Annotated in this window: 24 protein-coding genes and 1 riboswitch; of the genes, 15 read left to right on the top strand and 9 right to left on the bottom strand. The window is 74.4% G+C overall.

Going from position 1 to position 24,121, the window contains the following annotated elements; all coding sequences use genetic code 11:
- On the top strand, window positions 1–897 hold the full coding sequence (locus tag GA0070564_RS23380; protein ID WP_091612725.1) for a carbohydrate ABC transporter permease: 897 nt from the start codon (window positions 1–3) through the stop codon (window positions 895–897).
- Window positions 898–947: 50 nt separating this feature from the next.
- On the opposite strand, the gene GA0070564_RS23375 is transcribed toward GA0070564_RS23380, so the two are convergent.
- Window positions 948–1,529, bottom strand: coding sequence for a GNAT family N-acetyltransferase (locus tag GA0070564_RS23375; protein WP_091612722.1), 582 nt, complete (start codon window positions 1,527–1,529; stop codon window positions 948–950).
- Window positions 1,530–1,564: 35 nt separating this feature from the next.
- On the opposite strand from GA0070564_RS23375, the gene GA0070564_RS23370 reads away from it, so the two are divergent.
- Window positions 1,565–2,788 carry a glycosyltransferase 87 family protein gene (locus tag GA0070564_RS23370; RefSeq protein WP_141714850.1) on the top strand — a complete coding sequence of 408 codons (1,224 nt, stop codon included), beginning with the start codon at window positions 1,565–1,567 and terminating at the stop codon, window positions 2,786–2,788.
- On the opposite strand, the gene GA0070564_RS23365 is transcribed toward GA0070564_RS23370, so the two are convergent.
- On the bottom strand, window positions 2,674–3,261 hold the full coding sequence (locus GA0070564_RS23365; RefSeq protein ID WP_141714847.1) for a GNAT family N-acetyltransferase: 588 nt from the start codon (window positions 3,259–3,261) through the stop codon (window positions 2,674–2,676). The genes GA0070564_RS23370 and GA0070564_RS23365 overlap by 115 nt on opposite strands.
- Before the next feature lie 78 nt (window positions 3,262–3,339).
- Here GA0070564_RS23365 and GA0070564_RS23360 point away from each other — a divergent pair, with 78 nt between their 5' ends.
- The 5 genes from GA0070564_RS23360 to GA0070564_RS23340 all read left to right on the top strand — a co-directional run bounded on the left by GA0070564_RS23360 (window position 3,340) and on the right by GA0070564_RS23340 (window position 8,686).
- Complete coding sequence (locus GA0070564_RS23360; RefSeq protein ID WP_091612719.1) at window positions 3,340–4,569, top strand: winged helix-turn-helix domain-containing protein; 1,230 nt, start codon at window positions 3,340–3,342, stop codon at window positions 4,567–4,569.
- Window positions 4,570–4,573: 4 nt separating this feature from the next.
- Window positions 4,574–5,134 (top strand): DUF2752 domain-containing protein, encoded by a 561-nt coding sequence (locus GA0070564_RS23355; RefSeq protein WP_245670167.1) that lies wholly within the window; start codon window positions 4,574–4,576, stop codon window positions 5,132–5,134.
- Window positions 5,135–5,227: 93 nt separating this feature from the next.
- Complete coding sequence (gene thyX / locus GA0070564_RS23350) at window positions 5,228–5,965, top strand: FAD-dependent thymidylate synthase (protein WP_091612872.1); 738 nt, start codon at window positions 5,228–5,230, stop codon at window positions 5,963–5,965.
- A gap of 53 nt (window positions 5,966–6,018) precedes the next feature.
- Window positions 6,019–6,945, top strand: a complete 927-nt coding sequence (gene dapA / locus GA0070564_RS23345; protein ID WP_091612711.1) for a 4-hydroxy-tetrahydrodipicolinate synthase — start codon at window positions 6,019–6,021, stop codon at window positions 6,943–6,945.
- A gap of 52 nt (window positions 6,946–6,997) precedes the next feature.
- Entirely contained in the window at window positions 6,998–8,686 is a 1,689-nt protein-coding gene (locus tag GA0070564_RS23340) for a ribonuclease J (RefSeq protein ID WP_091612706.1), read from the top strand.
- A gap of 67 nt (window positions 8,687–8,753) precedes the next feature.
- On the opposite strand, the gene GA0070564_RS23335 is transcribed toward GA0070564_RS23340, so the two are convergent.
- Entirely contained in the window at window positions 8,754–9,584 is an 831-nt protein-coding gene (locus GA0070564_RS23335; protein ID WP_091612701.1) for an isocitrate lyase/PEP mutase family protein, read from the bottom strand.
- Between the two features lie 202 nt (window positions 9,585–9,786).
- Between GA0070564_RS23335 and GA0070564_RS23330 the strand changes: the two genes are divergently transcribed.
- Window positions 9,787–11,352, top strand: a complete 1,566-nt coding sequence (locus GA0070564_RS23330) for a S1 family peptidase (RefSeq protein WP_245670166.1) — start codon at window positions 9,787–9,789, stop codon at window positions 11,350–11,352.
- A 52-nt stretch (window positions 11,353–11,404) separates the two neighbouring features.
- On the opposite strand, the gene GA0070564_RS23325 is transcribed toward GA0070564_RS23330, so the two are convergent.
- The 4 genes from GA0070564_RS23325 to GA0070564_RS23310 form a co-directional block, all read right to left on the bottom strand.
- A complete protein-coding gene (locus GA0070564_RS23325; protein WP_091612695.1) occupies window positions 11,405–11,695 on the bottom strand; it encodes a YciI family protein in 291 nt (96 codons plus the stop codon).
- 72 nt (window positions 11,696–11,767) lie between these two features.
- Window positions 11,768–12,880, bottom strand: coding sequence for an LPXTG cell wall anchor domain-containing protein (locus GA0070564_RS23320; protein WP_091612690.1), 1,113 nt, complete (start codon window positions 12,878–12,880; stop codon window positions 11,768–11,770).
- A 112-nt stretch (window positions 12,881–12,992) separates the two neighbouring features.
- Window positions 12,993–14,600 (bottom strand): YbjN domain-containing protein, encoded by a 1,608-nt coding sequence (locus tag GA0070564_RS23315; RefSeq protein WP_425412518.1) that lies wholly within the window; start codon window positions 14,598–14,600, stop codon window positions 12,993–12,995.
- Window positions 14,549–15,028, bottom strand: coding sequence for a type III secretion system chaperone family protein (locus GA0070564_RS23310; protein WP_091612682.1), 480 nt, complete (start codon window positions 15,026–15,028; stop codon window positions 14,549–14,551). The genes GA0070564_RS23315 and GA0070564_RS23310 overlap by 52 nt, the downstream gene beginning before the upstream one ends.
- A gap of 105 nt (window positions 15,029–15,133) precedes the next feature.
- Between GA0070564_RS23310 and GA0070564_RS23305 the strand changes: the two genes are divergently transcribed.
- The gene (locus tag GA0070564_RS23305; RefSeq protein WP_091612678.1) at window positions 15,134–17,593 is read left to right on the top strand and encodes an FtsK/SpoIIIE family DNA translocase; all 2,460 of its coding nucleotides are present in this window, start codon (window positions 15,134–15,136) and stop codon (window positions 17,591–17,593) included.
- Between the two features lie 67 nt (window positions 17,594–17,660).
- Here the strand turns inward: GA0070564_RS23305 and GA0070564_RS23300 are convergent, their stop codons facing one another.
- Together GA0070564_RS23300 and GA0070564_RS23295 are read right to left on the bottom strand one after the other, a co-directional pair.
- A complete protein-coding gene (locus tag GA0070564_RS23300) occupies window positions 17,661–17,909 on the bottom strand; it encodes a hypothetical protein (RefSeq protein WP_091612675.1) in 249 nt (82 codons plus the stop codon).
- A gap of 111 nt (window positions 17,910–18,020) precedes the next feature.
- A complete protein-coding gene (locus tag GA0070564_RS23295) occupies window positions 18,021–18,335 on the bottom strand; it encodes a DMT family transporter (protein WP_091612869.1) in 315 nt (104 codons plus the stop codon).
- Window positions 18,336–18,392: 57 nt separating this feature from the next.
- Window positions 18,393–18,454, bottom strand: a riboswitch (guanidine-III (ykkC-III) riboswitch).
- A gap of 115 nt (window positions 18,455–18,569) precedes the next feature.
- Here GA0070564_RS23295 and GA0070564_RS23290 point away from each other — a divergent pair.
- From GA0070564_RS23290 to GA0070564_RS23265, 6 genes are all read left to right on the top strand, one after another.
- Window positions 18,570–19,493, top strand: a complete 924-nt coding sequence (locus GA0070564_RS23290; protein WP_091612866.1) for an ornithine cyclodeaminase family protein — start codon at window positions 18,570–18,572, stop codon at window positions 19,491–19,493.
- Window positions 19,494–19,574: 81 nt separating this feature from the next.
- Window positions 19,575–21,074: a 30S ribosomal protein S12 methylthiotransferase RimO gene (gene rimO, locus GA0070564_RS23285; protein ID WP_091612671.1), complete on the top strand. Its 1,500-nt coding sequence runs from the start codon at window positions 19,575–19,577 to the stop codon at window positions 21,072–21,074.
- A 77-nt stretch (window positions 21,075–21,151) separates the two neighbouring features.
- Complete coding sequence (pgsA, locus tag GA0070564_RS23280; RefSeq protein WP_091612668.1) at window positions 21,152–21,748, top strand: CDP-diacylglycerol--glycerol-3-phosphate 3-phosphatidyltransferase; 597 nt, start codon at window positions 21,152–21,154, stop codon at window positions 21,746–21,748.
- A gap of 107 nt (window positions 21,749–21,855) precedes the next feature.
- Window positions 21,856–22,443: a CinA family protein gene (locus GA0070564_RS23275; RefSeq protein ID WP_091612665.1), complete on the top strand. Its 588-nt coding sequence runs from the start codon at window positions 21,856–21,858 to the stop codon at window positions 22,441–22,443.
- Between the two features lie 170 nt (window positions 22,444–22,613).
- Window positions 22,614–23,054, top strand: a complete 441-nt coding sequence (locus GA0070564_RS23270; RefSeq protein ID WP_091612660.1) for a helix-turn-helix domain-containing protein — start codon at window positions 22,614–22,616, stop codon at window positions 23,052–23,054.
- A 190-nt stretch (window positions 23,055–23,244) separates the two neighbouring features.
- Window positions 23,245–24,120, top strand: a complete 876-nt coding sequence (locus GA0070564_RS23265; RefSeq protein ID WP_091612655.1) for a PspA/IM30 family protein — start codon at window positions 23,245–23,247, stop codon at window positions 24,118–24,120.
- The last annotated feature ends 1 nt before the right edge of the window (window position 24,121 follow it).

Here is a 24,121-nt window from a genome sequence, read left to right as displayed (position 1 = left end):
ATGGCCGTGGTGACCGATCCACCCCGCGTACCGACCCGGCCGGCGCCGACGAGGCGGCGCCGCGAGCCGCGCGGCCTGGTGACCACCTTCGTCGGGTACGCCGTCCTGGTCTTCTTCGCGCTGGTCTTCCTCTACCCGTTCGTCATCCAGATCGGAAACGCTCTCAAGACCGAACCGGACGCGGCGGCGAACCCCCTCTCCCCGGTCCCCGACCCGCTGGACCTGACGAGCTTCCAGCGCCTCTTCGACGGAACGTCGTTCCCGCTGTGGATGGGCAACTCGCTCCTGGTGACCGTGCTGGTGACGTTGGGGCGGGTCTTTCTCGACTCGCTCGCCGGATACGCGCTGGCGCGGCTGCGGTTCCGGGGTCGGACCGGGATGTTCGCGGCGATCCTCGCGGTGATGGCGGTGCCGGGCGTGGTGCTGCTGATCCCGAAGTTCCTGGTCCTGAACCAGATCGGCATCTACGACAGTTACGCCGGGCTGATCGTGCCGCTGCTGGCCGACGCGGCCGGGGTGTTCATCATGAAGCAGTTCTTCGAGTCGATCCCGGCGAGCATGGAGGAGGCGGCCCGGGTCGACGGCGCCGGGGTCTTCCGCACCTTCTGGTCGGTGGTGCTGCCGATGGCCAGGCCGGCGTTGATCACCCTGACCATCCTCTCCTTCCAGGGATCATGGAACGAGTTCCCGCACACCCTCGTCGCGGTGCAGGACCCCAGCCTGTTCACCCTGCCCCGCGGACTGGCGGACCTGGTCACCGGTTCGCTCGGCTCGGGCACCCAGTATCCGTTGAAGCTCGGTGCCGCGCTGCTGGCCACCATCCCGGTGGCGCTGATCTTCGTGGTCTTCCAGCGGTACTTCGTCCGCGGCGCCAACGAGGGCGCCGACAAGGGCTGACCCACCGGCGGCGGTCGCGGCGAACCCGCGACCGCCGCTCGTGGGTGGCCTCAGCCCTGCGCGACCGGCTCGGTGGGGACGGCGACGTGCAGGCGCACCTGCGGCACCAGCATGTCCTCGACGTCCAGGGCCCGGCCCGCGCCGTCCGGCTCCCAACCGGTGGCGGTGAGGAACTTCCTGGTCGCCTCGTCACCGTCGAAGGCCCAGGCGACCGCCCGGGTGAAGCCGTCGGTACGCCAGTGCTCCACCATGGCGGCGAGCAGCCGGCTGCCGTGCCCGCGCCGGCCCCAGCGCGGCTCGACCAGCAGGTCGGTCACGGCGGCCACCCCGTCGGACAGCGCGTCGGCCGGCTCACCCGGTGCGAGGGCCTCCGCGTCGGCCGGACCGGATGCCGCGAACCCCACCAGATAGGATTGCTCGGCCTGCTCGACGGCGACCAGCACCCGGTGGGCGTCCGAGGGCGGCTCCTGCACCGCGGCGCTCCACCGCCGGGCGAGCCACTGCTCGTCCAGGTTGTCGAGCACGTGCCGGGGCAGGATCCGACGATAGGCGACCCGCCAGGTCGCGAGCTGGATTCGTGCGATCTCGCCGGCGTCCCCGGGACGCGCCGGGCGGACGTACCCCGTAGCCATGGCACGTGAGCCTACGCAGGGCGGTGGAGACGATGGTGGCGCAGGGGGCCGCACGGACGGCACGGCAGGTCGCCGTGGTCGCCGTGCTCGCTGCGGCGGTGGCCGGTTTCCTCGCGGTGGCCGCCGTACGCCACGGCTTCTTCGACCTGAAGGTCTACTACGGCGCGTTGCACTTCTGGGTGCACGACGGCGGCGAGATCTACGACTACCTCAAGCCCGGCACCCAGTACGGCTTCACCTACCCGCCCTTCGCGGCGCTGGTGATGCTCCCGATGGCCTACCTGCCCTGGCCGGCGGCGATCACGGTCAGCGTGGTCGCCACGGTGCTGGTCAGCACGGTGCTGATCGGGTGGCTGGTCGAGCCGGTCGCCCGCCGGCAGGGCTGGAACCGCTGGTTCGTGCTGGCGGTGGCGCTCTGCCTGGCCGCCGCGTTCGAGCCGATGCGCGAGACGGTCAACTTCGGCCAGGTCAACATGCTGCTGCTCTTCCTGGTCGGGGTGGACCTGCTGCGGCTGCTGCCGCGCGGCAACCGGTGGGCCGGGGTGGGGATCGGGCTGGCCACCGCGATCAAGCTGACCCCGGGCATCTTCATCGTCTACCTCCTGGTCACCCGACGCTTCCGGGCCGCGGCCACCGCCGTCGGCACCGCCGCCGCGGCCAGCCTGCTGGCCGGCGCGCTCTTCCCGAACGCCTCCCGGGAGTTCTGGACCACCGCCCTGTGGAACACCGACCGCGTCGGTGAGCTGGCGTTCGTCTCCAACCAGTCGCTGCGCGGGGTGGTGGCCCGGCTCGACCCGGAGCACCCCAGCACGCTGCTCTGGCTGGCGCTGGTGCTCGTCGCGCTGGCGGTCTGGGCGTGGCGGTCCCGGGCCGCCGCCGCGGCCGGCGACGAGACCGCCGGCCTGGCGCTGACCGGCGTGGTGATGTGCCTGGTCAGCCCGGTCACCTGGGTGCACCACCTGGTCTGGCTGATCCCGGCGCTGATCCTGCTGGTGGACGACGCCACGGCCGCCCCGGCCGGCAGCCGCCGGCGTCGCGCCCTGCTGGCCTTCGCCGCCATCGGGTACGCGCTGCTGTGCAGCCGGATCGTCTGGCTGTGGGAGAAGGACTTCAGCGGGGTCGACGGCTTCCTGGGCAGCAACGTCTACGTCTGGATCAGCATCGCCCTGCTGGTGCTGCTGCCGGTGGCGAGCCGGCCGGCGTACCGCAGCTCGACCAGTTCGACCGGGGGCAGACCGCCGGCCAGCGGCACCGGATAGGTCGAGCGCTCGCCGTCGGGGAGCAGGCCGGCGCGCTCGGCGAACCGGCGCCCCCGGTGGTTGCCCGCCAGCACCCAGGCCCGGTACTCGGTCCAGCCCCGGCCGGCCAGCCCCGCCCGGGCGGCGGCCAGCAGCTCCCGCGCCGGCCCGGCCCCCCAGTACGCCGGCTCGACGTAGAGTCCGACGATCTCGCCGACGGCCTGGTCCAGGTCGTCGCGGTCCTGGTCGTTGCGGTACGGCCCGAACGTGGCGAAGCCGACCACCGCCTCGTCCGCGCAGGCGAGCAGGGTGGTGAACGGGTGTTCCGGGTCGGCGGTGCCGAGGTCCCGCCGCCGAGAGGCCCAGGCCACCGGGTTGAGCCGACGCAGCACCTCGGCCGGCATGAGCTCCGCGTAGCCGGCCTGCCAGCCGTGGACGTGCACGCGGGCGACCGCCTCCGCGTCCTCGGGCTCTTCGCGGCGGATGGTGAACATCTGTCCGTTCTATGCCCCGCTGGGCGTCAGGTCCAGCATCGGGCGTCCGCGTCGTACCGATGATTTAGGGTGCCGACGATGGCCGCACCGGAATCGCTCTCCCTCGCCCAGGCCCGCCGGGTGGCGCTCGCCGCCCAGGGCTTCACCGACCCCGCGCCGACCGGGGTGCCCACCCGTCGCCACCTGCGCCGGGTGCTGGACCGGGTCGGCCTGATCCAGATGGACTCGGTCAACGTCCTGCAACGGGCGCACTACCTGCCGCTCTACAGCCGGCTCGGGCCCTACCCGACCGCCCTGCTGGACACCGCCGCCTACCGCCGCCCCCGGGAGCTCTTCGAGTACTGGGGCCACGAGGCGTCGCTGGTCCCGGTCGGGCTGCACCCGGTGCTGCGCTGGCGGATGGCCAAGGCCCGCGACGAGGCGTGGGGCCGGATGCGGCAGATCGCCCGGGAGCAGCCCGAGCTGGTCGCCTGGGTACGCGACGAGGTCGCCGCCTCCGGGCCGCTGACCGCCGCCGAGATCGAGCACGACGCGCCCCGGGAGACCGGTCACTGGGGGTGGAACTGGTCGACCGTCAAGCGGGCGCTGGAGTTCCTGTTCTGGGCCGGTGAGGTGACCGCCGCCGACCGCACCCCCTCCTTCGCCCGCCGTTACGACCTGCCCGAGCGGGTGCTGCCGGCCGCCGTGCTGGACGCGCCCACCCCGACCGACGCCGACGCCTGGCGCACCCTGGTCTCGATCGCCGCCCGGTCGCTTGGGGTGGCCGCCGAACCGGAGCTGCGTGACTACTTCCGGCTGCCGCTGCACGGCGCGCGGCGGGCCGTGGCCGAGCTGGTCGAGGCCGGCGAGCTGACCCCGGTCACCGTGCCGGGCTGGCGGCAGCCGGCGTACCTGCACGCCGACGCCCGGCTGCCCCGCTGGGTGCGCGGCAACACCCTGGTCAGCCCCTTCGACCCGCTGGTCTGGGAGCGGGGGCGCGCCGAACGCCTCTTCGGCTTCTCCTACCGGATCGAGATCTACGTGCCGGCCCCGCAGCGGGTGCACGGCTACTACGTGCTGCCCTTCCTCCAGGGCGAGCGGTTCACCGCCCGGGTCGACCTGAAGGCCGACCGGAAGACCGGGGTGCTGCTGGTGCCGGCCGCCTGGGCGGAGCCGGGCGTGGACGTGGGGGAGACCGCGGTGGCGCTCGCCGCCGAGCTGTACCGGCTCGCCGGCTGGCTGGGCCTTTCCGCGGTCGCCCCGCCGGTCGCCGGCGACCTGGCCGTTCCGCTCGGCGCCGCCCTGGCCGGCGTGGCGGGTGTACGGTGAGCGCGTGACCAGCGTCGACCGGCCGGCCGAGCAGGCCCCGCCCGCCGCCACGGACGGTCAGCCCCCGGTGGGCCCGGCCGCCTGGCCGCACCCGCCGTACCCGTACCCCGCCCCGCAGCCGGACCGGTTCAGCCGTTTCGTGCTCCGGGTGCACGACCGGTCCCCGCGCTGGGCGCTCCCGCTGGCCGCGCTCGGCTGTGTCGGCATGGGCATGGCGTACGCGCTGCTCAGCGACCCCACCCGCAGCGACCCGGACGCCGCCCCGAGCTGCCTGCTCAAGCTCACCACCGGCCTGGACTGTCCGGGCTGCGGCGGCACCCGCGCCCTGTGGTACGTCCTGCACGGCGACCTGCCGGCCGCCGCCCGGCACCACTTCCTCTTCGTCTTCGCGCTGCCCTTCCTGGCCTATCTCTTCGTCAGCTGGGCCGGCAACCGGGCGTTCGGCTGGCGCCTGCCGGAGCTGCGGCTCAGCTCCCCGGTGCTCGCCGGTTTCCTGGTCGCCTGGCTGGTCTTCTCGGTGGCCCGCAACCTGCCCTGGGCGCCGTTCACCGCCCTCTACGTCTGACCCGGACGGACCGCCGGGGTGGGGGCTCTCACGTCGGCGCGCCCAGCTTTCGCGGCCGACCCGGTGGCCACTACAGTCCCAGGAATGCCGGAGATGGTGCAGCCCCAGGTCAAGCTGATCGCGTGGACCCAGTTCCAGGCCCCCGACGAGGTGCCCTGGTCGACCGACGCCGAGGGCGGCCAGGCGCTGGCCGAGTTCGCCGGGCGGGCCTGCTACCAGTCGTGGAAGAAGCCCAACCCGGCCACCGCGACGAACGCCGGCTACCTGGCGCACATCCTGGAGGTCGGTCACCTCTCCGTGCTGGAGCACGGCTCGGTGAGCTTCTACTTCACCGGGGTCTCCCGCTCCTTCACCCACGAGCTGATCCGGCACCGGCACTTCTCGTACTCCCAGCTCTCCCAGCGGTACGTCCCGGAGCGGGACGCGGCCATGGTCGAGCCCGCGGTGATCGCCGACGACCCGGAGCTGCACAAGAAGTTCGTCGAGGCGTCCGAGGCGGCGGTGCGGGCGTACACCGAGCTGCTGGAGGGCCTGGAGGCCCGGTTCACCGACGAGCCGAACCCGACGCTGCGCCGCAAGCAGGCCCGGCAGGCGGCGCGGGCGGTGCTGCCGAACGCCACCGAGACCCGGATCGTGGTCACCGGCAACTACCGGGCCTGGCGGCACTTCATCTCGATGCGCGCCACCGAGCACGCCGACGTGGAGATCCGCGAGCTGGCGGTGGAGTGCCTGCGGCAGCTCAAGGGCGTTGCGCCGAACGTCTTCGCCGACTTCGCGATCTCCACGCTGCCCGACGGCACCGAGGTGGCGACCAGCCCGCACGCCGAGTGACCGAAGAACCCTTCCCCGCCGGGCCCCCGGTGGTCGTCCGCTAGGTTGTTGACATGACGCACGACCACCCTGCCGCCCCGGACCGGGCCGCGGCGCGCCCGTTCGGCCGAGTGCTCACGGCCATGGCCACCCCGTTCACGGCCGACGGCTCGCTCGACCTCGACGGCGCGGCCCGACTGGCCACCCACCTCGTCGACGAGCAGGGCAACGACGCGCTGGTGGTCAACGGCACCACCGGCGAGTCGCCGACCACCTCCGACGCGGAGAAGGAGGCCCTGATCCGGGCCGTGGTGGAGGCGGTCGGGGACCGGGCGCGGGTGGTCGCGGGCGTCGGCACCAACAACACCCCGCACACGATCGAGCTGGCCGCGACCGCCGAGAAGGCCGGCGCGGACGGCCTGCTGGTGGTCACGCCGTACTACAACAAGCCGCCGCAGGCCGGCCTGCTGCGGCACTTCACGGCGGTCGCCGACGCCACCGCCCTGCCGGTGATGCTCTACGACATCCCCGGCCGGGCCGGGGTGGCGATCGCCACCGACACGCTGGTACGCCTCGCCGAGCACGACCGGATCGTCGCGCTGAAGGACGCCAAGGGTGACCTGACCGCCACCGCGTGGGTGACCGCCCGCAGCGACCTGGCGGTCTACAGCGGCGAGGACTCGCTGACCCTGCCGCTGCTGTCGGTCGGCGCGGTCGGCGTGGTGGGCACCTCGACCCACTTCACCGGCGCGCTCACCCAGCGCATGATCGAGGCCCACGAGGCCGGTGACGTGGCCGGGGCGCTCGCCCTGCACCGGCGGCTGCTGCCGCTCTACACCGGTATCTTCCGTACCCAGGGGATCATCCTGGTGAAGGCGGGACTGGCGGCCCAGGGGCTGCCGGCCGGCCCGGTGCGCCCACCTCTGGTGGACGCCACCGACGACGAACTGGCCCAGCTGCGCGCCGACTGCGCGGCGGCGGGCCTGGCACTGCCTGAATGACCAAACGACACGACGGGCGCCGGGTGACGGCGCCGAAGATTGAGGTGGACGCGTGACCGAGGCGCACATCGAAGCGGAACTGCCCCCGCCGCTGCCGGAGGGCGGTCTGCGGATCATTCCCCTGGGCGGGCTCGGCGCCATCGGTCGGAACATGACCGTCTTCGAATACGACGGCAAGTTGCTGATCGTCGACTGCGGCGTGCTCTTCCCCGACGTCGAGCAGCCCGGCGTGGACCTGATCCTGCCCGACTTCGGCCCGATCCTGGACCGGCTCGCCGACGTGCAGGCCATCGTGCTCACCCACGGGCACGAGGACCACATCGGGGCGGTGCCCTACCTGCTCGCCCACAAGCCGGACATCCCGCTGGTCGGCTCCCAGTTCACCCTCGCCCTGGTCGAGGCGAAGCTGGCCGAGCGGCGGATCCAGCCGTACACGCTGACCGTGCGGGAGGGCGGCCGGGAGCGGCTCGGCCCCTTCGAGTGCGAGTTCTTCGCGGTCAACCACTCGATCCCGGACGCCCTGGCGGTGGCCATCCGCACCCCGGCCGGCCTGGTGCTGCACACCGGCGACTTCAAGATGGACCAGCTGCCGCTGGACGGCCGGATCACCGACCTGGCCGGCTTCGCCCGGCTCGGCGCCGAGGGCGTCGACCTGCTGCTGTCGGACTCCACCAACGCGGAGATCCCCGGCTTCGTCACCCCGGAGCGGGAGATCGGGCCGGTCCTGGACTCGATCTTCGCCAAGGCCAAGGGGCGGATCATCGTCGCCTCCTTCGCCTCGCACGTGCACCGGGTGCAGCAGGTCTTCGACTCGGCGATCGAGCACGGTCGCAAGGTCGCCCTGATCGGCCGGTCGATGGTCCGCAACATGGGCATCGCCCGCGACCTGGGCCTGCTGAACATCCCCGCCGGCCTGGTGATCGGGATCGAGGAGGCGACCACCCTCCCGCCCGAGCAGATCGTGCTGATGTCCACCGGCTCGCAGGGCGAGCCGATGAGCGCGCTGGGCCGGATGGCCAGCGGCGACCACCGGCACATCACCATCGCCCCCGGCGACACCGTGGTGCTGGCCTCCTCGCTGGTGCCCGGCAACGAGACCTCGGTCTACCGGGTGATCAACCGGCTGGCCCGGGCCGGCGCGGTCGTCGTGCACAAGGACGTCGCCAAGGTGCACGTCTCCGGCCACGCCCCCGCCGGTGAACTGCTCTACCTGCTCAACGTGGTCCGGCCGAGCAACCTGATGCCGGTGCACGGCGAGTGGCGGCACCTGCGCGCCCACGCCCGGCTCGGCATCGAGTCCGGCGTCGCCCCGGACCGGGTGGTGCTCTGCGAGGACGGCGACGTCGTCGACCTGGTCGAGGGCCGGGCCAGTCTGGTCGGGCACGTGAAGAGCCGCTACGTCTACGTCGACGGGCTCGCCGTGGGCGACGTCAGCGAGTCGCTGCTGACCGAGCGGCGGATCCTCGGCGACGGCGGGTTCATCGCCACCACCGTGGTGGTCGACTCGGTCACCGGGAAGGTCGTCGCCGGTCCCACCCTGTCGGCGAAGGGCTTCTCCGAGGACCCGGAGGCGTTCAACCCGGTCGTCCCGCTGGTCACCGAGGCGCTGAACCGGGCCGCCGCGGACGGCATCACCGACCCGCACCAGCTCCAGCAGATCGTCCGGCGCACCGTGGGGCGCTGGGTCAACGACAAGTACCGCCGCCGGCCGATGATCGTCCCGACGGTCGTCGAGGTCTGACCTCCACCGCGACCGACGCCCGCCCGCACCCCGTGTGCCGGCGGGCGTCGCCGCGTACCGGGCCGGCTCAGGCCAGCAGCGCGTTCAGCTCGCCGTAGTCGATCGCGCCGGCCAGCGAGGCGTACGACCCGGCGCCCAGCGCCTCCGTGGCGGCCCGGCGGACCAGCCCGTACGCCGCCTCCGCCAGCGCCGAGCCGAGGCTGACCCGGGCCACCCCCAGCCCGGCCAGCGTGGTCACCGGCAGCGCGCCCGGGCCGGCGAGCACGTTCACCGGCCCGTCGATCCCGTCCACCAGCGCCCCGATGGTCGCCGCGTCCACCACACCCGGGACGAAGACGCCGTCCGCGCCCGCCGCCCGGTACGCCGCCGCCCGGCACAGCGTCTCCGCCAGCCGGTCCGCCGGGTCGCCCACCGACCGCAGGAAGACATCGGTGCGGGCGTTGACGAACAGCGGCACCCCCGCCGCGTCGGCGGCCTCCCGCGCCGCCCGGATCCGGGCGCACTGCTCCTCGACCGGGCGCAGCGGGAACGTCCCGTCCGGCGCGGCGTCCTCGATGTTCACCCCGACCGCCCCGGCGGCGAGCACGCCGGCGACGGTCCGGGCGACGCCGGCCGGGTCGGCGGCGTACCCGCTCTCGAGGTCGGCGGTGACCGGCACGGTGACGGCGGCGGCGACCCGGGCGACCACCGCCAGGGCCCGCTCCCGGTCCAGCGCGTCGCCGTCCGGGACGCCCAGGCTCCACGAGACGCCGGCGCTGGTGGTGGCGACCGCCGCCGCGCCGCACCCGGCGACGATCCGGGCGCTGGCCGCGTCCCAGGCGTTGGGCAGGACCAGCGGGGAACCGGGGCGGTGCAGGGCGTGCAGGAGCCGGGCGGCGTGCTGTGGTGTCGTCGTCATGCGAATGAGTCCACCAGGGTGGACGGAGATCGTCCGGCGGCTTTCGGACCGCACCGGCGCCCTCGCTCTCCGGGTCCGCCCGGTGACGTCGCGTCGATGTCGTCCGGGCCGGTTCAACCGATCGGCGGTCGTTCCCGTACTCCGGTCCGGCGGGCGTACCCCGCGCCGGCCGGGAGGAGCATGGCGGATGGACCGCAGACGGATGACAGCCATCGGTGTCGTGGTGGCGGCGGTGGGACTGACGGCGGCGGTGACCCTGCCGTCGTTCGCCGGGGAGAATGCCGTGCCCCGACCCGCCGACCGGGCCCCGACGGTGGCCCCGGACGGTGTCGCCCCCGAGGTGGTGGCGGCGCTGGGCCGGGACCTGTCGCTGACCCGGGAGCAGGCGGTACGCCGGCTGCGTACCGAGCGGTGGGCGGCCGGCACGGTCGGAAAGCTGCGCGCCGAACTCGGCGCCGACTACGGCGGCAGTTGGCTCGCCGCCGACGGCAGCACGCTCACCGTGGCGGTGGCCGACCCGGACCGGGCCGCGGCGGTGCGGGCCGCCGGCGCGGTGCCGAAGCAGGTGGCCCGTGGCGTGGGTGAGCTGGACGCGGTCAAGAGCCGGCTCGACGCGGCGGCCCCGAGCGCGGGCCGGGACGTGGCCGGCTGGTACGTCGACGTGACGAGCAACGCGGTGGCGGTGCTGGCCCGGCCCGGCGCCGAGGCGGCCGGTCGCCGGTTCGCCGCGGCGGGCGGGGCGCCGGACGGGGCGCTGCGGGTGACCACCTCCGCCGAGTCACCCCGGCTGCTGTTCGACGTACGCGGCGGCGACCCGTACCTCATCAACGACGCCGGCCGCTGCTCGGTCGGCTTCTCCGTGGTCGGCGGCTTCGTGACCGCCGGGCACTGCGGCCGGCCGGGGGACCGCACCACCGGCGCGAACCGGGCCGCCCAGGGCACCTTCGCGGCGTCCTCGTTCCCCGGCGACGACTGGGCGTTCGTCCGGGTCAACGGCGACTGGACGCCGCAGGGCGTGGTCAACGACTTCAACGGCGGCACGGTGCCGGTCAACGGGGCCACCGAGGCGCCGGTCGGCGCGTCGGTCTGCCGGTCCGGCTCGACCACCGGCACCCACTGCGGGGTGATCCGGGCGAAGAACGCCACCGTGAACTATCCGGAGGGGACGGTCACCGGGCTGACCCGCACCGACGTCTGCGCCGAGCCCGGCGACTCGGGCGGCGCCTGGCTCTCCGGCGACCAGGCGCAGGGCGTCACCTCCGGCGGCTCGGGCGACTGCACCCGGGGCGGCGTGACGTTCTTCCAGCCGGTCACCGAGATCCTGCAACGCAACGATCTGACGCTGGTCACCGCGAACGGCGGGTCCGCGCCGCCGACCGGGGACGGCGCCGGCACCCCGCCGGCCGAGCCGGGCACCCCGCCGGCCACCGCCCCGGCCGAGCCGCCGGCCGGCGACGCCGGCGACTGCACCGGAGAGCTGACCCGCAGCGGACGGATCGCCGCCGGGCGGGCGCAGGTCCAGCCGGACGGGCGGGTCTTCCGGGTGCCCGGCGGCACCCAGGAGGCGTGCCTGTCGGTGGCGCAGGGCGCCCTGGCGGCGGTGCAGCTGCAACGCTTCACCGGCGCGGCGTTCACCACCGTGGCCAGCGCCGACACCTCCGCCGGGGTGGCCCGGCTGAGCGCCGTCACCCCGGCCGGCACCTACCGCTACCGGGTGGTCGGGCTGGACGGCGCGGGGGCGTACACCCTGGGCTTCTCGATCCGCTGACCCGGCGGCCCCGGAACGCGGCCCCGTCCCCACCGCCCGGGGGCGGGGCCGCTCAGCCCTCCCGGATCGCCTCCAGGCCCTCGGCGACCCGGCCGGCGACGAACTCGACCACCTCGTAGCCGGCGATGCCCTGCTCGGCGAAGGGGTCGGTGGCCAACCGCCGGTCCAGGTCGGCGCGGTCCAGCCCGGCGGCCAGGATCACCCCGCCGGTGCGCGGCACCCGCCGGCCGGAGGCGAGGAAGACCCCGTCGGCGTACTGGCGGTCCACCCAGGCCAGGTGGTCGGCCATGGCGGCGTCGGCGCGGTCCAGGTCGGTCAGGTAGGTCAGGGTCACCACGAACACGACCGGATCGTAGACCGCGCCCCCCGGTCACGGGTGCGTGACCGGGGGCCGCGGGTCGGGCCGGGGAAGGGGTCAGGCCGTGAAGCGGTGCCGGCGGCGGCGGAGCAGCAGCAGCGCGCCGCCGACGGTCACCAGCCCGCCACCCGCCATGGCGTACGTGCCGACGGTCGCGCCGGTCCGCGGTAGTTCAGCACCGGAGCCGGAGCCGGAGTTGTCGCCGGCGGCCTGGCCGGGCGCCGTGGAGCGGCTCGGGGTGGGCTCGGCCGGCCGGCTCTCGTCCCCGGCGACCCCCAGGCGCAGGACCACGACGGTGTCCCTGTTGGTGTACCGCTGCTCGGGAGCGAGCGTGAGGTGCAGGGTGTCCCGGTTCGGCAGGCCGACCAGCCGCAGCTTGACGGTGTCGGTGGCGCCGGGGGCCAGCCTGACCTTGCGCTCGATCTCGCAGGTGTTGTGGCCCCGGCTGGGCTCCCGGCAGGCCGGCGTCAGCCGCTTCGCGTCGGTCCGCAGCATCAGCGAGTAGCCGCTGATCGCGAAGCTGCCGGTGTTGGTCACGGTGGCGGTCACGGTCGTGCTGGCGTCGGGGTCGTACTTCGCCGAGGCGCGCAGCCGCAGCGACGTCCGGTCCGGCCAGACGATCTTGAAGTCGCGCTTCTGGCCGGAGACCCCCGAGGCGGTACGCCCCGTCACCGAACCCCAGTCGGTCTGGCCGAAGATCGGCTTCTTGGCCAGCGAGACCAGCCCCAGCCGGAAGATGCCGCTGTCGTGCGCGCCGAGCTGGGCCCATCCGCAGATCGCCTTGCGCGTCCCGCCGCCCGGCTGCTGCTTGCAGTCGTCGTACCTGTAGTCGATGCCGAGGTTGGCCGGCACCTCCAGCATGAAGTAGGCCTTCTCCGGCTTCGCGGACTCGTTGCGCAGGTTGACCGTCAGGTCGGCCACCGGCCGCCACGGGTCCCCGTGCAGGTTGACCAGGTCCACCATCGCCTCGATCCGCCCGGTGTCGGCGGCGGTCGTGGGAGTCGCCTTCGTGGACGCCGGGGCGGTCGGCGTGGAGGTGGCCGACGGGCTCGCCGTCGGGGCGGCGGTCGGCGTGGCCGGGGCGGCGGTCGCCGCCAGCGGAAGGGCGAGGGTGGCCGCGGCGGCCGCGGCTGCGGCGGCGACGGAACCCGTGATCAGGGTGCGGAACAATTGGGGGCTCCCCGTGAGGTCTCGATGCGTTGACTCCCTCCACACACCGGCGAGCGCCACCCGGTTGCGGGGGTTGCGGTCCACATCGAGTCGGCTGGCCGACACTTTCGGGTCAGGGCAGCGCGGCGACCGCCTCCGCGTACGCCACGCCGGTGTTGACCGTGGCGGTGACCAGCACCGTCAGCTGGGCCGGAGCCACCCCGTGCGCCAGGTCGACGGTCACGTCCCCGGCCAGCACCAGCTCGCCGTCGCGCTGGTGCACGTACGCCTTCGGCATCAGCCGGTCGTGGTTCCAGGCGTTGCAGAACGCGTACGCCTCGGCGAGCCGGCCGGTGGGCAGGCGGCGGTCGGCGACCACCCGGGCGTGCAGGATGTCGCCGCCCTCGCCGGCCGGGCGGAACCGGATCACCGCCCCGCCCCAGCGGCCGGTCACCGTGTCCCCCTCGACGGTGTACCCGTCCCCCCGCCCGGCCAGCGCGGCGGCGATCACCGGCACCCGCAGCGGCACCGGTCCGCCGTCGTCCTCCGGATCGTCCGTCGCAGCGGGATCGTCGTCGTCCGGCGGCAGCGGCACCGGCGCGGCGAGTGGCCCTTCGGCCAGCCAGGAGGCGACCCGGCCGGACTGGTGACCGGTGCCGTTGCGGGCGTCGAAGCTGCCGGCCAGCCGGTGCGCCCGGGCCAGCAGCTCCGCGCCGAGCGCGGCGACGTCCGCCTCGGCGCCGCGCCGGCCGCCCGGGCCCGGGCGGTGGAACCGCCGGTCACCCCGGCCGGCCGCCACGGCGAGCCCGCAGAGCAGCGCCCCCGCGGCGGCGAACTCCATCGCGGCCAGGTCGTCGGGGCAGCCGGCGAGCCGGGGCAGCTGCTCGGCGAGGATGTCCAGCCCCCGGTCGAGGTGCCCGCCGAGCGCGCAGAAACGCAGGTGGCTCGCGAGGTACGGCAGGCCGGTCGGCTCCCGGCGGTGCCGCCGGTACGCCCGGACGTGCGCCCGCGCCGCCCGCTCCGGCTCGCCGAGGCGCAGCCAGGGCAGCTGCGCCACCGCCAGCGCCCGCTCCGGCTGGTCGGTGCAGTCGACGTCGCCGTCCAGCACCGGGGCCAACGTCTCCAGCGCGCCCCGGGTGTCACCCCAACCGGCCAGCAGCTCCGCCTGCCGGACCAGAGCACAGGCCGGGCAGCCCGCCGCCGGGTCGGGGACGGCGGCCCGCCAGCGCGCGTACTCGTGGCGGGCGGTCGGCTCGTCGCCGAGGTGGTCGGCCAGCCGGCAGCGCAGCTGGGCGACCAGTTCCCCGTCCGGGTCACCCCTGTTCGCCAGGTCGGCCAGGAGGGAACGGGCCTGCTCCAGGCCGGCCCGCGGGGTGCCGAACACCGCCTCCACCGCGTACCCCTGGTAGCGGCGCAGCGTCTCCGCCTCGGTGGGATGCGCGTCGAGCAGGTGCGGCGCCCGGTCCAGGGCGTCCCGGCAGCGGCGGACCGGATCGGCCAGCCGCCAACGCTCCCCGAGGTGCAGGTACGCCTCGACCAGCGCGAGCCGGGCCTCGACCCCGCAGCGCAGGTCGCTGCGGGCGTCGGCCTGCCGGGCGACCCGTTCCAGCGCGGCCGCCCGGGCCGGACCGTCGGGCAGGTCACGCGCGTCGGCCAGGGCCTGGGCCGGCGACCGGTCCCGGGCCGGTCTCACCGGCGGGTCCCGCCGGGCAGGGCGCGGACCGCCGCCGCGAGCTGGCAACCGGTGGTGATGCCGCAGTCCAGCAACTGGTCGAGCTGGTGCGGCGTCACCCCGGCCTCCAGGTCGGTGATGGTCTCGCCGCACACCAGCGCCCGCCCGTCGTCGTCCACGTGCACGTACGCCTTCGGCCAGAGCCGGTCATGGTTCCAGGCGTTGCAGAAGGCGTACAGGTCGGGAACCTGTTCGATGCCGAAGGTGGGCGCGGCGACGGTGCGGATCTGGAGCACCTCGCCGGACCGGCCCAGGCACAGGAACCAGACCAGGCTGTCGTCCCAGCGCCCCACCAGGTCGCCGTCGTCGTCGGCCGAGACGACGTACCCCCGGGCGCCGAGCACCGCGGCGACCAGCTCCCCGGTCAGCGGGCGCAGCGCGCGGGGGTGCCCGGCCAGCGGACCGTCCGGACCGTCCTCGATCTCCGGCGACGCCATCCGGGATCCCTTCTGCGGCGAATAACACAACGGACGGCGCGGACCGTGCTGCGACGCGCGGACGAAAAGCGGCGATCCACCGGGTCCCACCGTTACGGTGACTGTATGGCGGGCCGTACCTCTCAGGCGAGCCGGCGGCGCGGCGCGTCGTCGCGCAACACGACGAACAGTCGTGCCCGCCAGCCGGCGAAGAAGGCGACCCGGGCGACCGCGCGACGGCGTCCACCGGCCCGCACCGGCCTGGCCGTCTACGTCGGACGGGGCGTGGGCGCGGTCTGGATGGGGCTGGCGCACGGCGTCGGCTGGGCGGTGCGCGGCGCCGGCCGGCAGGTCGCCTCCGCCCGTGACCTGGACCCGGAGCACCGCCGCGACGGCGGCGGGTTGCTCCTGTTCGGCCTGGCCATCCTCAGCGCGGTGGCGATCTGGTTCGCCGGCGCGGGCCCGCTGGGCGCCCGGTTGGCCGACACGATGCGCCTCTTCCTCGGCTCGATCGCCGTGATCGTCCCGGTGCTGTTGATGATCGGCGCGTGGCGGCTGATGCGCACCGACCCGGATCCGGACCACCGCGGCCGTGGCCTGGTGGGCTGGTCCTCGATGCTGGTCGCCACCGCGGCGATGCTCCACATCGGGCAGCACCCGGTCGACCAGGTCCAGCGGGACTACGCCGGTGGCCTGGTCGGCGCCGGGATCGGTGACCTGCTCGAACGCGCCGTCACCGCCTGGGTGGCGGTGCCGCTGCTGATCCTGCTGCTGGTCTTCGGGCTGCTGGTGGTCACCGCCACGCCGATCAACAAGATCCCGGAACGGCTCGGCCTGCTCGCCGGCACCCTGGTCGCGCCGCCCGAGGCGGACGACGTCGAGGTCGTCGAGGTGGTCGAGAAGCCGGCCCGTCGCCGCCCGGCCAAGCGGCTGCCGCCGCCGGTGGACCTGGACGACTTCGAGGAGCCCGGCGAGGGGGTGGACCTCCAGGACACGATCGTGCTGCCCCGCAAGCCACCGTCCAAGGTGCCGGCCAGCCGCAAGCCGGTCGAGCCGCCGGAGCACTCGCCGCTGCCCACCCGCGCCGAGCAGCTGGAGATAAACGGGCTGGCCGGCGACTACACGCTGCCCCCGGCGAACATGCTCGGCAGCGGCGCCGCGCCGAAGACCCGCAGCAAGGCCAACGACGAGGTGATCGCCGCGCTGACCGGCGTCTTCGACCAGTTCGACGTGGACGCCGCGGTCACCGGCTTCACCCGCGGCCCGACCGTCACCCGCTACGAGGTCGAGCTGGGCCACGGGGTCAAGGTGGAGCGGATCACCCAGCTCTCCCGCAACATCGCGTACGCGGTGAAGTCGCCCGACGTGCGGATCCTCAGCCCGATCCCGGGCAAGAGCGCGGTCGGCGTGGAGATCCCGAACACCGACCCGGAGAACGTGGCCCTCGGCGACGTGCTGCGCTCCCGGGCCGCCACCAGCGACCACCACCCGATGGTGGTCGCCCTCGGCAAGGACATCGAGGGCGGCTTCGTGGTGGCCAACCTCGCGAAGATGCCGCACATCCTCATTGCCGGGGCCACGGGAGCCGGGAAGAGCTCCTGCCTGAACTCCCTGCTCGTGTCCATCCTGACCCGGGCCACCCCGGACGAGGTGCGGCTGCTGCTGATCGACCCGAAGCGGGTCGAGATGACCGGCTACGAGGGCATCCCGCACCTGGTCACCCCGATCGTGACCAACGCCAAGAAGGCCGCCGACTCGCTGGAGTGGGTCGTCCGCGAGATGGACATGCGCTACGACGATCTCGCCGCCAACGGGGTCCGGCACATCGACGACTTCAACCGCAAGGTGCGCAGCGGCGAGATCAAGGCCCCGCCCGGCGTCGAGCGGGAGCTGCGGCCCTACCCGTACCTGCTGGTGATCGTGGACGAGCTGGCCGACCTGATGATGGTCGCCCCGCGCGACGTCGAGGACTCCATCGTCCGGATCACCCAGCTCGCCCGGGCCGCCGGCATCCACCTGGTGCTGGCCACCCAGCGTCCCTCGGTCGACGTGGTGACCGGCCTGATCAAGGCCAACGTGCCGTCCCGGCTGGCCTTCGCCACCTCGTCGCTGGCCGACTCCCGGGTCATCCTCGACCAGCCGGGCGCGGAGAAGCTGCTCGGCCGCGGTGACGGGCTCTTCCTGCCGATGGGCGCGTCCAAGCCGATAAGGATCCAGGGCGCCTGGGTGACCGAGCGCGAGATCGGCGACGTGGTCAAGTTCTGCAAGGACCAGCGGGAGCCGGAGTTCCGTCCGGACGTGCTGGCTCCCGCCCAGGACAGCAGGAAGAAGATCGACGAGGACATCGGCGACGACCTGGACCTGCTGGTGCAGGCCGTGGAGCTGGTGGTCACCTCGCAGTTCGGCTCGACCTCGATGCTCCAGCGCAAGCTGCGGGTGGGCTTCGCCAAGGCGGGCCGGTTGATGGACCTGATGGAGACCCGGGGCGTGGTCGGCCCGTCCGAGGGTTCCAAGGCGCGCGACGTGCTGGTCAAGCCGGACGAGCTGGAGGACGTGCTGGGCGGGCTGCGCGGCGAGGGCGAATAGCCGCTGCGGCGGGTTCCGCGTACGACGAAGGCCCGCCGGGATCCGGCGGGCCTTCGTCGCGGGTGGGTCAGGAGTTCAGGACGATGGCGGCGAGCACCATGCCGAGCACGGCGCCGGCCACGCTCGCGGCGGCGGCGTACCAGCCCAGCGGCTTGTCGCCCATCACCGCGCCGACGATGCCGAGGACCAGGCCGACGATGCCGAACAGCAGCGGGAAGAAGAAGACCGCCAGGACGGCGAAGACGAAGCCCAGGATGGTGCAGATCCGGGCGGCGCTGCTGCGCGGGCGGGCGGTGCTGGTGTGCATGTCGGCCATGACGTCCTCCGTGATGAGAGCCGGGTGCTGTGGCGCATCGATCTCTACCCAGTCGGCGCTCGGGCTACGCTTCGTCGCCGACAGCGCCCAGCAGGGACTCTTCCCGGCGGATCAGTGGAAGAGCTTCAGCCCGACCACCCCGGCCACCACCAGCGCCAGGCAGGCGATCCGGGGCAGGCTGGCCGACTCGCCGAGGGCCAGCATGCCGACCACGGCCGTTCCCACCGCGCCGATGCCCACCCAGACCGCGTAGCCGGTGCCGACCGGGATGTCGCGCAACGCGTACGCCAGGCCGGCCATGCTGCCGACCAGGGTGACCGCGAAGACGGCGGTCTGGAGGGGGCGGGTGAAGCCGGCGCTGCGGTCCAGGGCGATCGCCCACGCGGTCTCCAGCAGACCGGAGAGCACCAGAACGGTCCAGGCCATGACGGTCACCTTCACGGGTACGGGCCCGGCCGCCGGGGCCGGGACGAGTCGGGTGGTCACGGGGCGTCTTACCTTCACCGGGTACGCCCACGACTCGTCCGGGGCGGCCCGGACACCTCGCCCGGTGCCGCCGGATCCGACGCTAGCACCGGCGGTCGGACGTCGCGGCCGGTGTGGTGACGAGGGCCACCACGGGTGGATCTCAACCTGACTTCAGGTTGCAGGATGGACGGCATGGCCCTGCTCTTCTCCGACGCCGACGTCGCCACCGCGCTGGACGCCCCGGGCGCCGTCGCCGCCATGCGGGACGCCCTGCTCGCCGCGTACCGGGGGCGGCTGGTCGCCCCGCCCCGGGCCGCCGCCCCGCTGGGCGGCGGGCGGATGGTGCTCACCGCCGGCCACCTGACCGGCGAGTGGTACGGCTACCGCTCCTACGACACCTTCGGCCACCCCGAGGCGGAACAGGTGGTGGTGCTGCACGACGGGCGTACCGGCGCGGTGCGGGCCATCGCGGTCGGCGAGGAGCTGGGCTCCCGGCGTACCGGGGGACTGGGCGGGGCGGCCGTCGCCGCGCTGGCCCGGCCGGACGCCACCACGTTCGGCGTGATCGGCTCCGGCCGGCAGGCCTGGACCCAGGTCTGGGCCACCGCCGCCGTACGCCCGCTGCGCGAGGTGCTGGTGCACAGCCGATCGGCCGCCCGACGCGAGGCCTTCGCCGCCCGGGTCCGCGCCGAGCTGGACATCCCCGCCCGGGCGGTCGGCACCGCCCGCGAGGCGGTCACCGACCGGGCGATCGTGGTGCTCGCCACCACCAGCGTCACGCCGGTGCTCGACGCCGCCGACCTCGCCCCGGGCACCCACGTCAACACCGTCGGCTTCAAGCAGGTCGACCGGCACGAGTTCGGCCCCGACCTGTTGGACCGCGCCGACCTGCTGGTCACCGACTCGCCGGCCCAGGCCGCCGCGTACGTCCCGCCGATGCTGGCCGCCCTCCCGCCGTACGCCGGTCGGCTGGGTGACCTGGGCGCGGTGCTGGCCGGGGCGGTCCCCGGCCGGACCGGCGCGGACCAGATCACGGTCTTCTGTTCCACCGGCCTGGCCGGCACGGAGGTGTTCCTGCTGGACCGGTTGGTCCGGGTCGGCGCCCCGGCGGTGTGATCGTCGCCGCATCCGCCGCCGGTCTGCGTGCGCCGGGGGCCCTCCTTCGCCGAGGGTTCCCGCTGCGACCGGTACCCTCGATTGGTGTCTGCCACGCCCCCTTCCCCGTCCGACGGCCGCCGGGTCGCCCTGCTGACCCTGGGCTGCGCCCGTAACGAGGTCGACTCGGAGGAGCTCGCCGCCCGGCTGCACGCCGACGGCTGGCAGGTCACCACCGACGGCGAAGGCGCCGACGTGGTGGTCGTCAACACCTGCGGCTTCGTGGAGAAGGCCAAGCAGGACTCGATCCAGACGCTGCTCGCCGCCGCCGACACCGGCGCCAAGGTGGTCGCCGCCGGCTGCATGGCCGAGCGGTACGGACGGGAACTCGCCGACAGCCTCCCCGAGGCGCAGGCGGTGCTCAGCTTCGACGACTACCCGGACATCGCCGCCCGGTTGGACGCCGTGGTGGCCGGCGAGTCGATCGACGCGCACACCCCACGCGACCGGCGCGAACTGCTGCCGCTGACCCCGGTCAAGCGGCGCGACGCGGCGGTGTCGCTGCCGGGCCACGGCACCCCGACCCGGGTGAGCCCGGAGACCGACGAGCACACCCCGGCCCACCTGCGGCAGGTGCTGCGGCACCGGCTCGACACCGGGCCGGTCGCGTCGCTCAAGCTCGCCAGCGGCTGCGACCGGCGCTGCGCGTTCTGCGCCATCCCCGCGTTCCGTGGGGCGTTCGTCTCGCGTACCCCCGACGAGCTGCTCGCCGAGGCCGAGTGGCTGGCCAGGACCGGCGTCCGCGAGCTGGTGCTGGTCAGCGAGAACTCCACCTCGTACGGCAAGGACCTGGGCGACCCGCGGGCGCTGGAGAAGCTGCTGCCGCAGCTCGCCGCGATCGACGGCATCGTCCGGGTACGCGCCAGCTACCTCCAGCCCGCCGAGACCCGGCCCGGCCTGGTCGAGGTGATCGCCACCACGCCGGGCGTGGCCGCGTACTTCGACCTGTCGTTCCAGCACTCCAGCGAGCCGGTGCTGCGCCGGATGCGGCGGTTCGGCTCCACCGACCGGTTCCTGGAGCTGCTGGCCTCGGCCCGCGCCCTGGCCCCGGAGGCGGGCGCGCGCAGCAACTTCATCGTCGGCTTCCCCGGCGAGACGAAGCAGGACGTCGCCGAGCTGGTCCGGTTCCTGACCGAGGCGCGGCTCGACGCGATCGGCATGTTCGACTACAGCGACGAGGACGGCACCGAGGCCGCCGGCCTGCCCGGCAAGGTCTCCGCCGCCACCGTCAAGCGCCGGTACGACCGGCTCAGCGCGCTCGCCGACGAGCTCTGCTCGCAGCGGGCCGAGGAGCGGCTCGGCTCCACCGTCGAGGTGCTGGTCGACACGGTCGCCGACGGCGTGGTCGAGGGCCGCGCGACCCACCAGGCGCCCGAGGTGGACGGCTCGACCACCCTGGTCGCCCCGAGCGGTGGCGGCGTCGACCTGGCGGCCCTGCGCCCGGGCGACCTGGTCCGCGCCACGGTGACCGCGACCGAGGGCGTCGACCTCGTCGCGGTGCCGGATGAGATGATCTCGGCGGCGCCCGGCGCGACCCGGTGACGGCGGGCCCGAGCGGAGCGGGGGAACCACGTGGCGCGGTGCCGGATCCACCACCACCGCTGGAGCGGGGCATCCGCGTGACCGGGGCGGCGGAGTCCACCCCGGCAGCGGCGGTGCCCCAGGTGCCGGTGCTGAACGCGGCCAACGGGCTCACCCTGCTGCGGCTCGTGCTGGTGCCCGTCTTCGTGGTGCTGGTCGCCGCCTCGGGGATGACCCACGCCGGCTGGCGCGTCGCGGCCAGCCTGGTCTTCGCCTTCGCCTCGGTCACCGACCTGGTCGACGGCTGGATCGCCCGCCGGTTCGGCCTGGTCACCTCGGTCGGCAAGGTGGCCGACCCGATCGCCGACAAGGCGCTCACCGGCGCGGCGCTGGTGCTGCTCTCCGTCTACGACCGGCTGCCCTGGTGGGTGACCGTGGTGATCCTCGCCCGCGAGCTGGGCATCACCGCGCTGCGGTTCTGGGTGATCCGGCACGGTGTGATCGCGGCCAGCCGCGGCGGCAAGGTCAAGACGGCGCTCCAGATCCTCGCCATCGCCTGGTACCTCTGGCCGATGCCCGCCGCCCTGGCCCCGGTCGGTCCGTGGATCATGGGTGCGGCGGTGGTGGTCACCGTGGCCACCGGCTTCGACTACATCGTCCAGGCCGTCCGCCTGCGCCGCCCCGCCCGCCCCTGACGCCGCGACGCCCTCTGCTCCGACCCGGATCTTCGGGGGTGGGTGTCGGGGGGTGGGCGGGCTGGGAGGATGAGTAGGTCGGCGGGGTCGGGGAAGGGTGTGACGCCATGGAGACGGAGACGGATGCGCAGCACCGGCGGCCGGCGGGCAGCCCCGCGGCCGGAGCGGTGCACAGCCTGAGCGAGCGGCACCAGACCCTGGCGACCGTCGAGTCACTGACCGGCGGGCTGCTGGCCGCCTCGATCGTCGAGATCGCCGGGGTGAGCGGCATCTACCGGGGCGGCCTGGTCACCTACGCCACCGAGTTGAAGGCGCAGCTCGCCGGGGTGCCGGAGGATCTGCTCGCCGAGCGCGGGCCGGTCGACCCGGACGTCGCCGTGGCGCTGGCCGAGGGCGGCCGGCGGCGGTGCGGCGCCGACTGGGGGCTGGCCACCACCGGCGTGGCCGGGCCGGAGCCGCAGGACGGCAAGCCGGTCGGGCTGGTCTACGTGGCCGTGGCCGGTCCGGACGGCGCCACCGTGCGCCGGCTCGACCTGGACGGCGGCCGCGACCACATCCGCTCCGCGGCGGTGATCGAGGCGCTGCGGCTGCTCAGCGAGCAACTGCGCGGCATCTCGTCCGGCCCGGGGGACGGCGGGGTCGACGACCGGGCCGCGCGGGGCGGCGCGGCGGCCACCGGGGCCGGGCGACGGTAGGGCCGCCGGATGTGGGACGGCGGGAAGTCGGAGGGGCGGGGTGGGATGTCGGCGGGCCCCGCACCGGGTACGGTTGCGGGAAGGCTCCGACGATCAGTTCGGCGCCGGAGCGGTCCGCCGCGTCCGGCCCGGCCCCGGCGGAGCGGTGACACCCGTCAGGGGGAGGTGCGATGGTCCTGCTACGCCGTGTGATCGGGGACGCGCTGCGGGCCCGCCGGCAGGGGCAGCACCGCACCCTGCGTGAGGTCTCCTCCGCCGCCAACGTGAGCCTCGGCTACCTCTCCGAGATCGAGCGTGGCCAGAAGGAGCCCTCCAGCGAGCTGCTCGCGGCGATCTGCGACGCCCTCGGCGCGCGCCTGTCGGAGCTGCTGCGCGAGGTCAGCGACACCGTCGCGCTCGCCGAGCAGATGCCCGGCGTGCTGGTCCCCGTCCAGGACGAGCCCGCGCCCGTGGCCGCCGCCGCGGTGCGGAAGTCGACCAACCGGGGTGTACGTCAGGTCACCTCGGACGGCAAGGTCTCCGTCGCCGTGCGGCAGGACTCGCCGCTCAAGGCCACTCTGCGTACCAGCCGGGTCCGGCCCGCCGAGCGGGACGTGGTCTGCGCCGCCTGACCCCGGCCGGCCGCGTCGTGGTCGGGGTGGTTGTCGCCGCGTACGGTTGATCGGGAGCCGCTTCGACGTTTCCGCTCCCGGCGTACGGATGCCGCCCTGGCGTCCGCCTGGGACGATGGAGACATCGCCGCGTGGCCGGTCCGACCGGCCGGCCGAGGCGGAGCGACGCTACTGAGGGGATAACGCGGAGATGGCGAACCCGTTCGTCAAGGGTTGGAAATACCTGATGGCGCTCTTCGGCGCCCGGATCGACGAGCACGCCGATCCCAAGGTGCAGATCCAGCAGGCCGTCGAGGAGGCGCAGCGCCAGCACCAGGCGCTCGTGCAACAGGCGGCGGCGGTGATCGGCAACCAGCGCCAGCTCGAGATGAAGCTGTCCCGGCAGATGTCCGAGGTCGAACGGTTGCAGTCGATGGCCCGGCAGGCGCTGGTCCTCGCCGACCAGGCCCGGGCCAAGGGCGACGAGGCCGAGGCCGGGCGTTACGAGCAGTCCGCGCAGACCCTGGCCACCCAGCTGGTCTCCGCCGAGCAGGCCACCGAGGACCTGAAGACCCTGCACGACCAGGCACTCGGCGCGGCGGCGCAGGCCCGGCGCGCGGTGGAGAACAACTCGATGATCCTCCAGCAGAAGCTCGCCGAGCGCACCAAGCTGCTCAGCCAGCTCGAGCAGGCCAAGATGCAGGAGAGCGTCGCCCAGTCGCTGGAGTCGATGTCGGCGCTCACCACCCCGGCGAACACCCCGTCGCTGGACGAGGTGCGCGACCGCATCGAACGCCGCTACGCCACCGCGATGGGCCGGGCCGAGCTGGCCGGCAACTCCGTCGAGGGGCGGATGCTGGAGATCCAGAAGGCGAGCCTCGACTCGGCCGGGTCGTCCCGGCTGGAGCAGATCCGTTCCAGCATGGCCGGCGAGCAGCTCGCCGGCCGGCAGGACCGACCGGCCGTGGAGCAGCGCACCGAGTCCGCAGCGCCGGCCGCCGACCCGGCCGCCGCCGCCCGCCTCGACGAGCTGCGGGCCAGCATGTCGCGCGAGCGCGGCACCGGGGACACCACCGCCGCCGGCTGAG

Origin of the sequence: Micromonospora mirobrigensis, assembly GCF_900091555.1 — a bacterium.
Classification (GTDB): domain Bacteria; phylum Actinomycetota; class Actinomycetes; order Mycobacteriales; family Micromonosporaceae; genus Micromonospora; species Micromonospora mirobrigensis.
The sequence above is the reverse complement of the archived record's forward strand: the minus strand, read 5'-3'. Positions and strand labels throughout refer to the sequence as shown.

Bases quoted from the DNA above. Each gene is read 5' to 3' on its own strand.
- GA0070564_RS23295 (WP_091612869.1), bottom strand. From the start codon at position 18,335: ATGGCCTGGACCGTTCTGGTGCTCTCCGGTCTGCTGGAGACCGCGTGG.
- GA0070564_RS23265 (WP_091612655.1), top strand. From the start codon at position 23,245: ATGGCGAACCCGTTCGTCAAGGGTTGGAAATACCTGATGGCGCTCTTC.
- GA0070564_RS23290 (WP_091612866.1), top strand. From the start codon at position 18,570: ATGGCCCTGCTCTTCTCCGACGCCGACGTCGCCACCGCGCTGGACGCC.
- thyX (WP_091612872.1), top strand. From the start codon at position 5,228: ATGGTGCAGCCCCAGGTCAAGCTGATCGCGTGGACCCAGTTCCAGGCC.
- GA0070564_RS23335 (WP_091612701.1), bottom strand. From the start codon at position 9,584: ATGACGACGACACCACAGCACGCCGCCCGGCTCCTGCACGCCCTGCAC.
- GA0070564_RS23275 (WP_091612665.1), top strand. From the start codon at position 21,856: ATGGAGACGGAGACGGATGCGCAGCACCGGCGGCCGGCGGGCAGCCCC.
- GA0070564_RS23330 (WP_245670166.1), top strand. From the start codon at position 9,787: ATGACAGCCATCGGTGTCGTGGTGGCGGCGGTGGGACTGACGGCGGCG.
- GA0070564_RS23365 (WP_141714847.1), bottom strand. From the start codon at position 3,261: ATGTTCACCATCCGCCGCGAAGAGCCCGAGGACGCGGAGGCGGTCGCC.
- GA0070564_RS23310 (WP_091612682.1), bottom strand. From the start codon at position 15,028: ATGGCGTCGCCGGAGATCGAGGACGGTCCGGACGGTCCGCTGGCCGGG.
- dapA (WP_091612711.1), top strand. From the start codon at position 6,019: ATGACGCACGACCACCCTGCCGCCCCGGACCGGGCCGCGGCGCGCCCG.
- GA0070564_RS23360 (WP_091612719.1), top strand. From the start codon at position 3,340: ATGGCCGCACCGGAATCGCTCTCCCTCGCCCAGGCCCGCCGGGTGGCG.
- GA0070564_RS23375 (WP_091612722.1), bottom strand. From the start codon at position 1,529: ATGGCTACGGGGTACGTCCGCCCGGCGCGTCCCGGGGACGCCGGCGAG.
- GA0070564_RS23300 (WP_091612675.1), bottom strand. From the start codon at position 17,909: ATGGCCGACATGCACACCAGCACCGCCCGCCCGCGCAGCAGCGCCGCC.
- GA0070564_RS23270 (WP_091612660.1), top strand. From the start codon at position 22,614: ATGGTCCTGCTACGCCGTGTGATCGGGGACGCGCTGCGGGCCCGCCGG.
- GA0070564_RS23305 (WP_091612678.1), top strand. From the start codon at position 15,134: ATGGCGGGCCGTACCTCTCAGGCGAGCCGGCGGCGCGGCGCGTCGTCG.
- GA0070564_RS23380 (WP_091612725.1), top strand. From the start codon at position 1: ATGGCCGTGGTGACCGATCCACCCCGCGTACCGACCCGGCCGGCGCCG.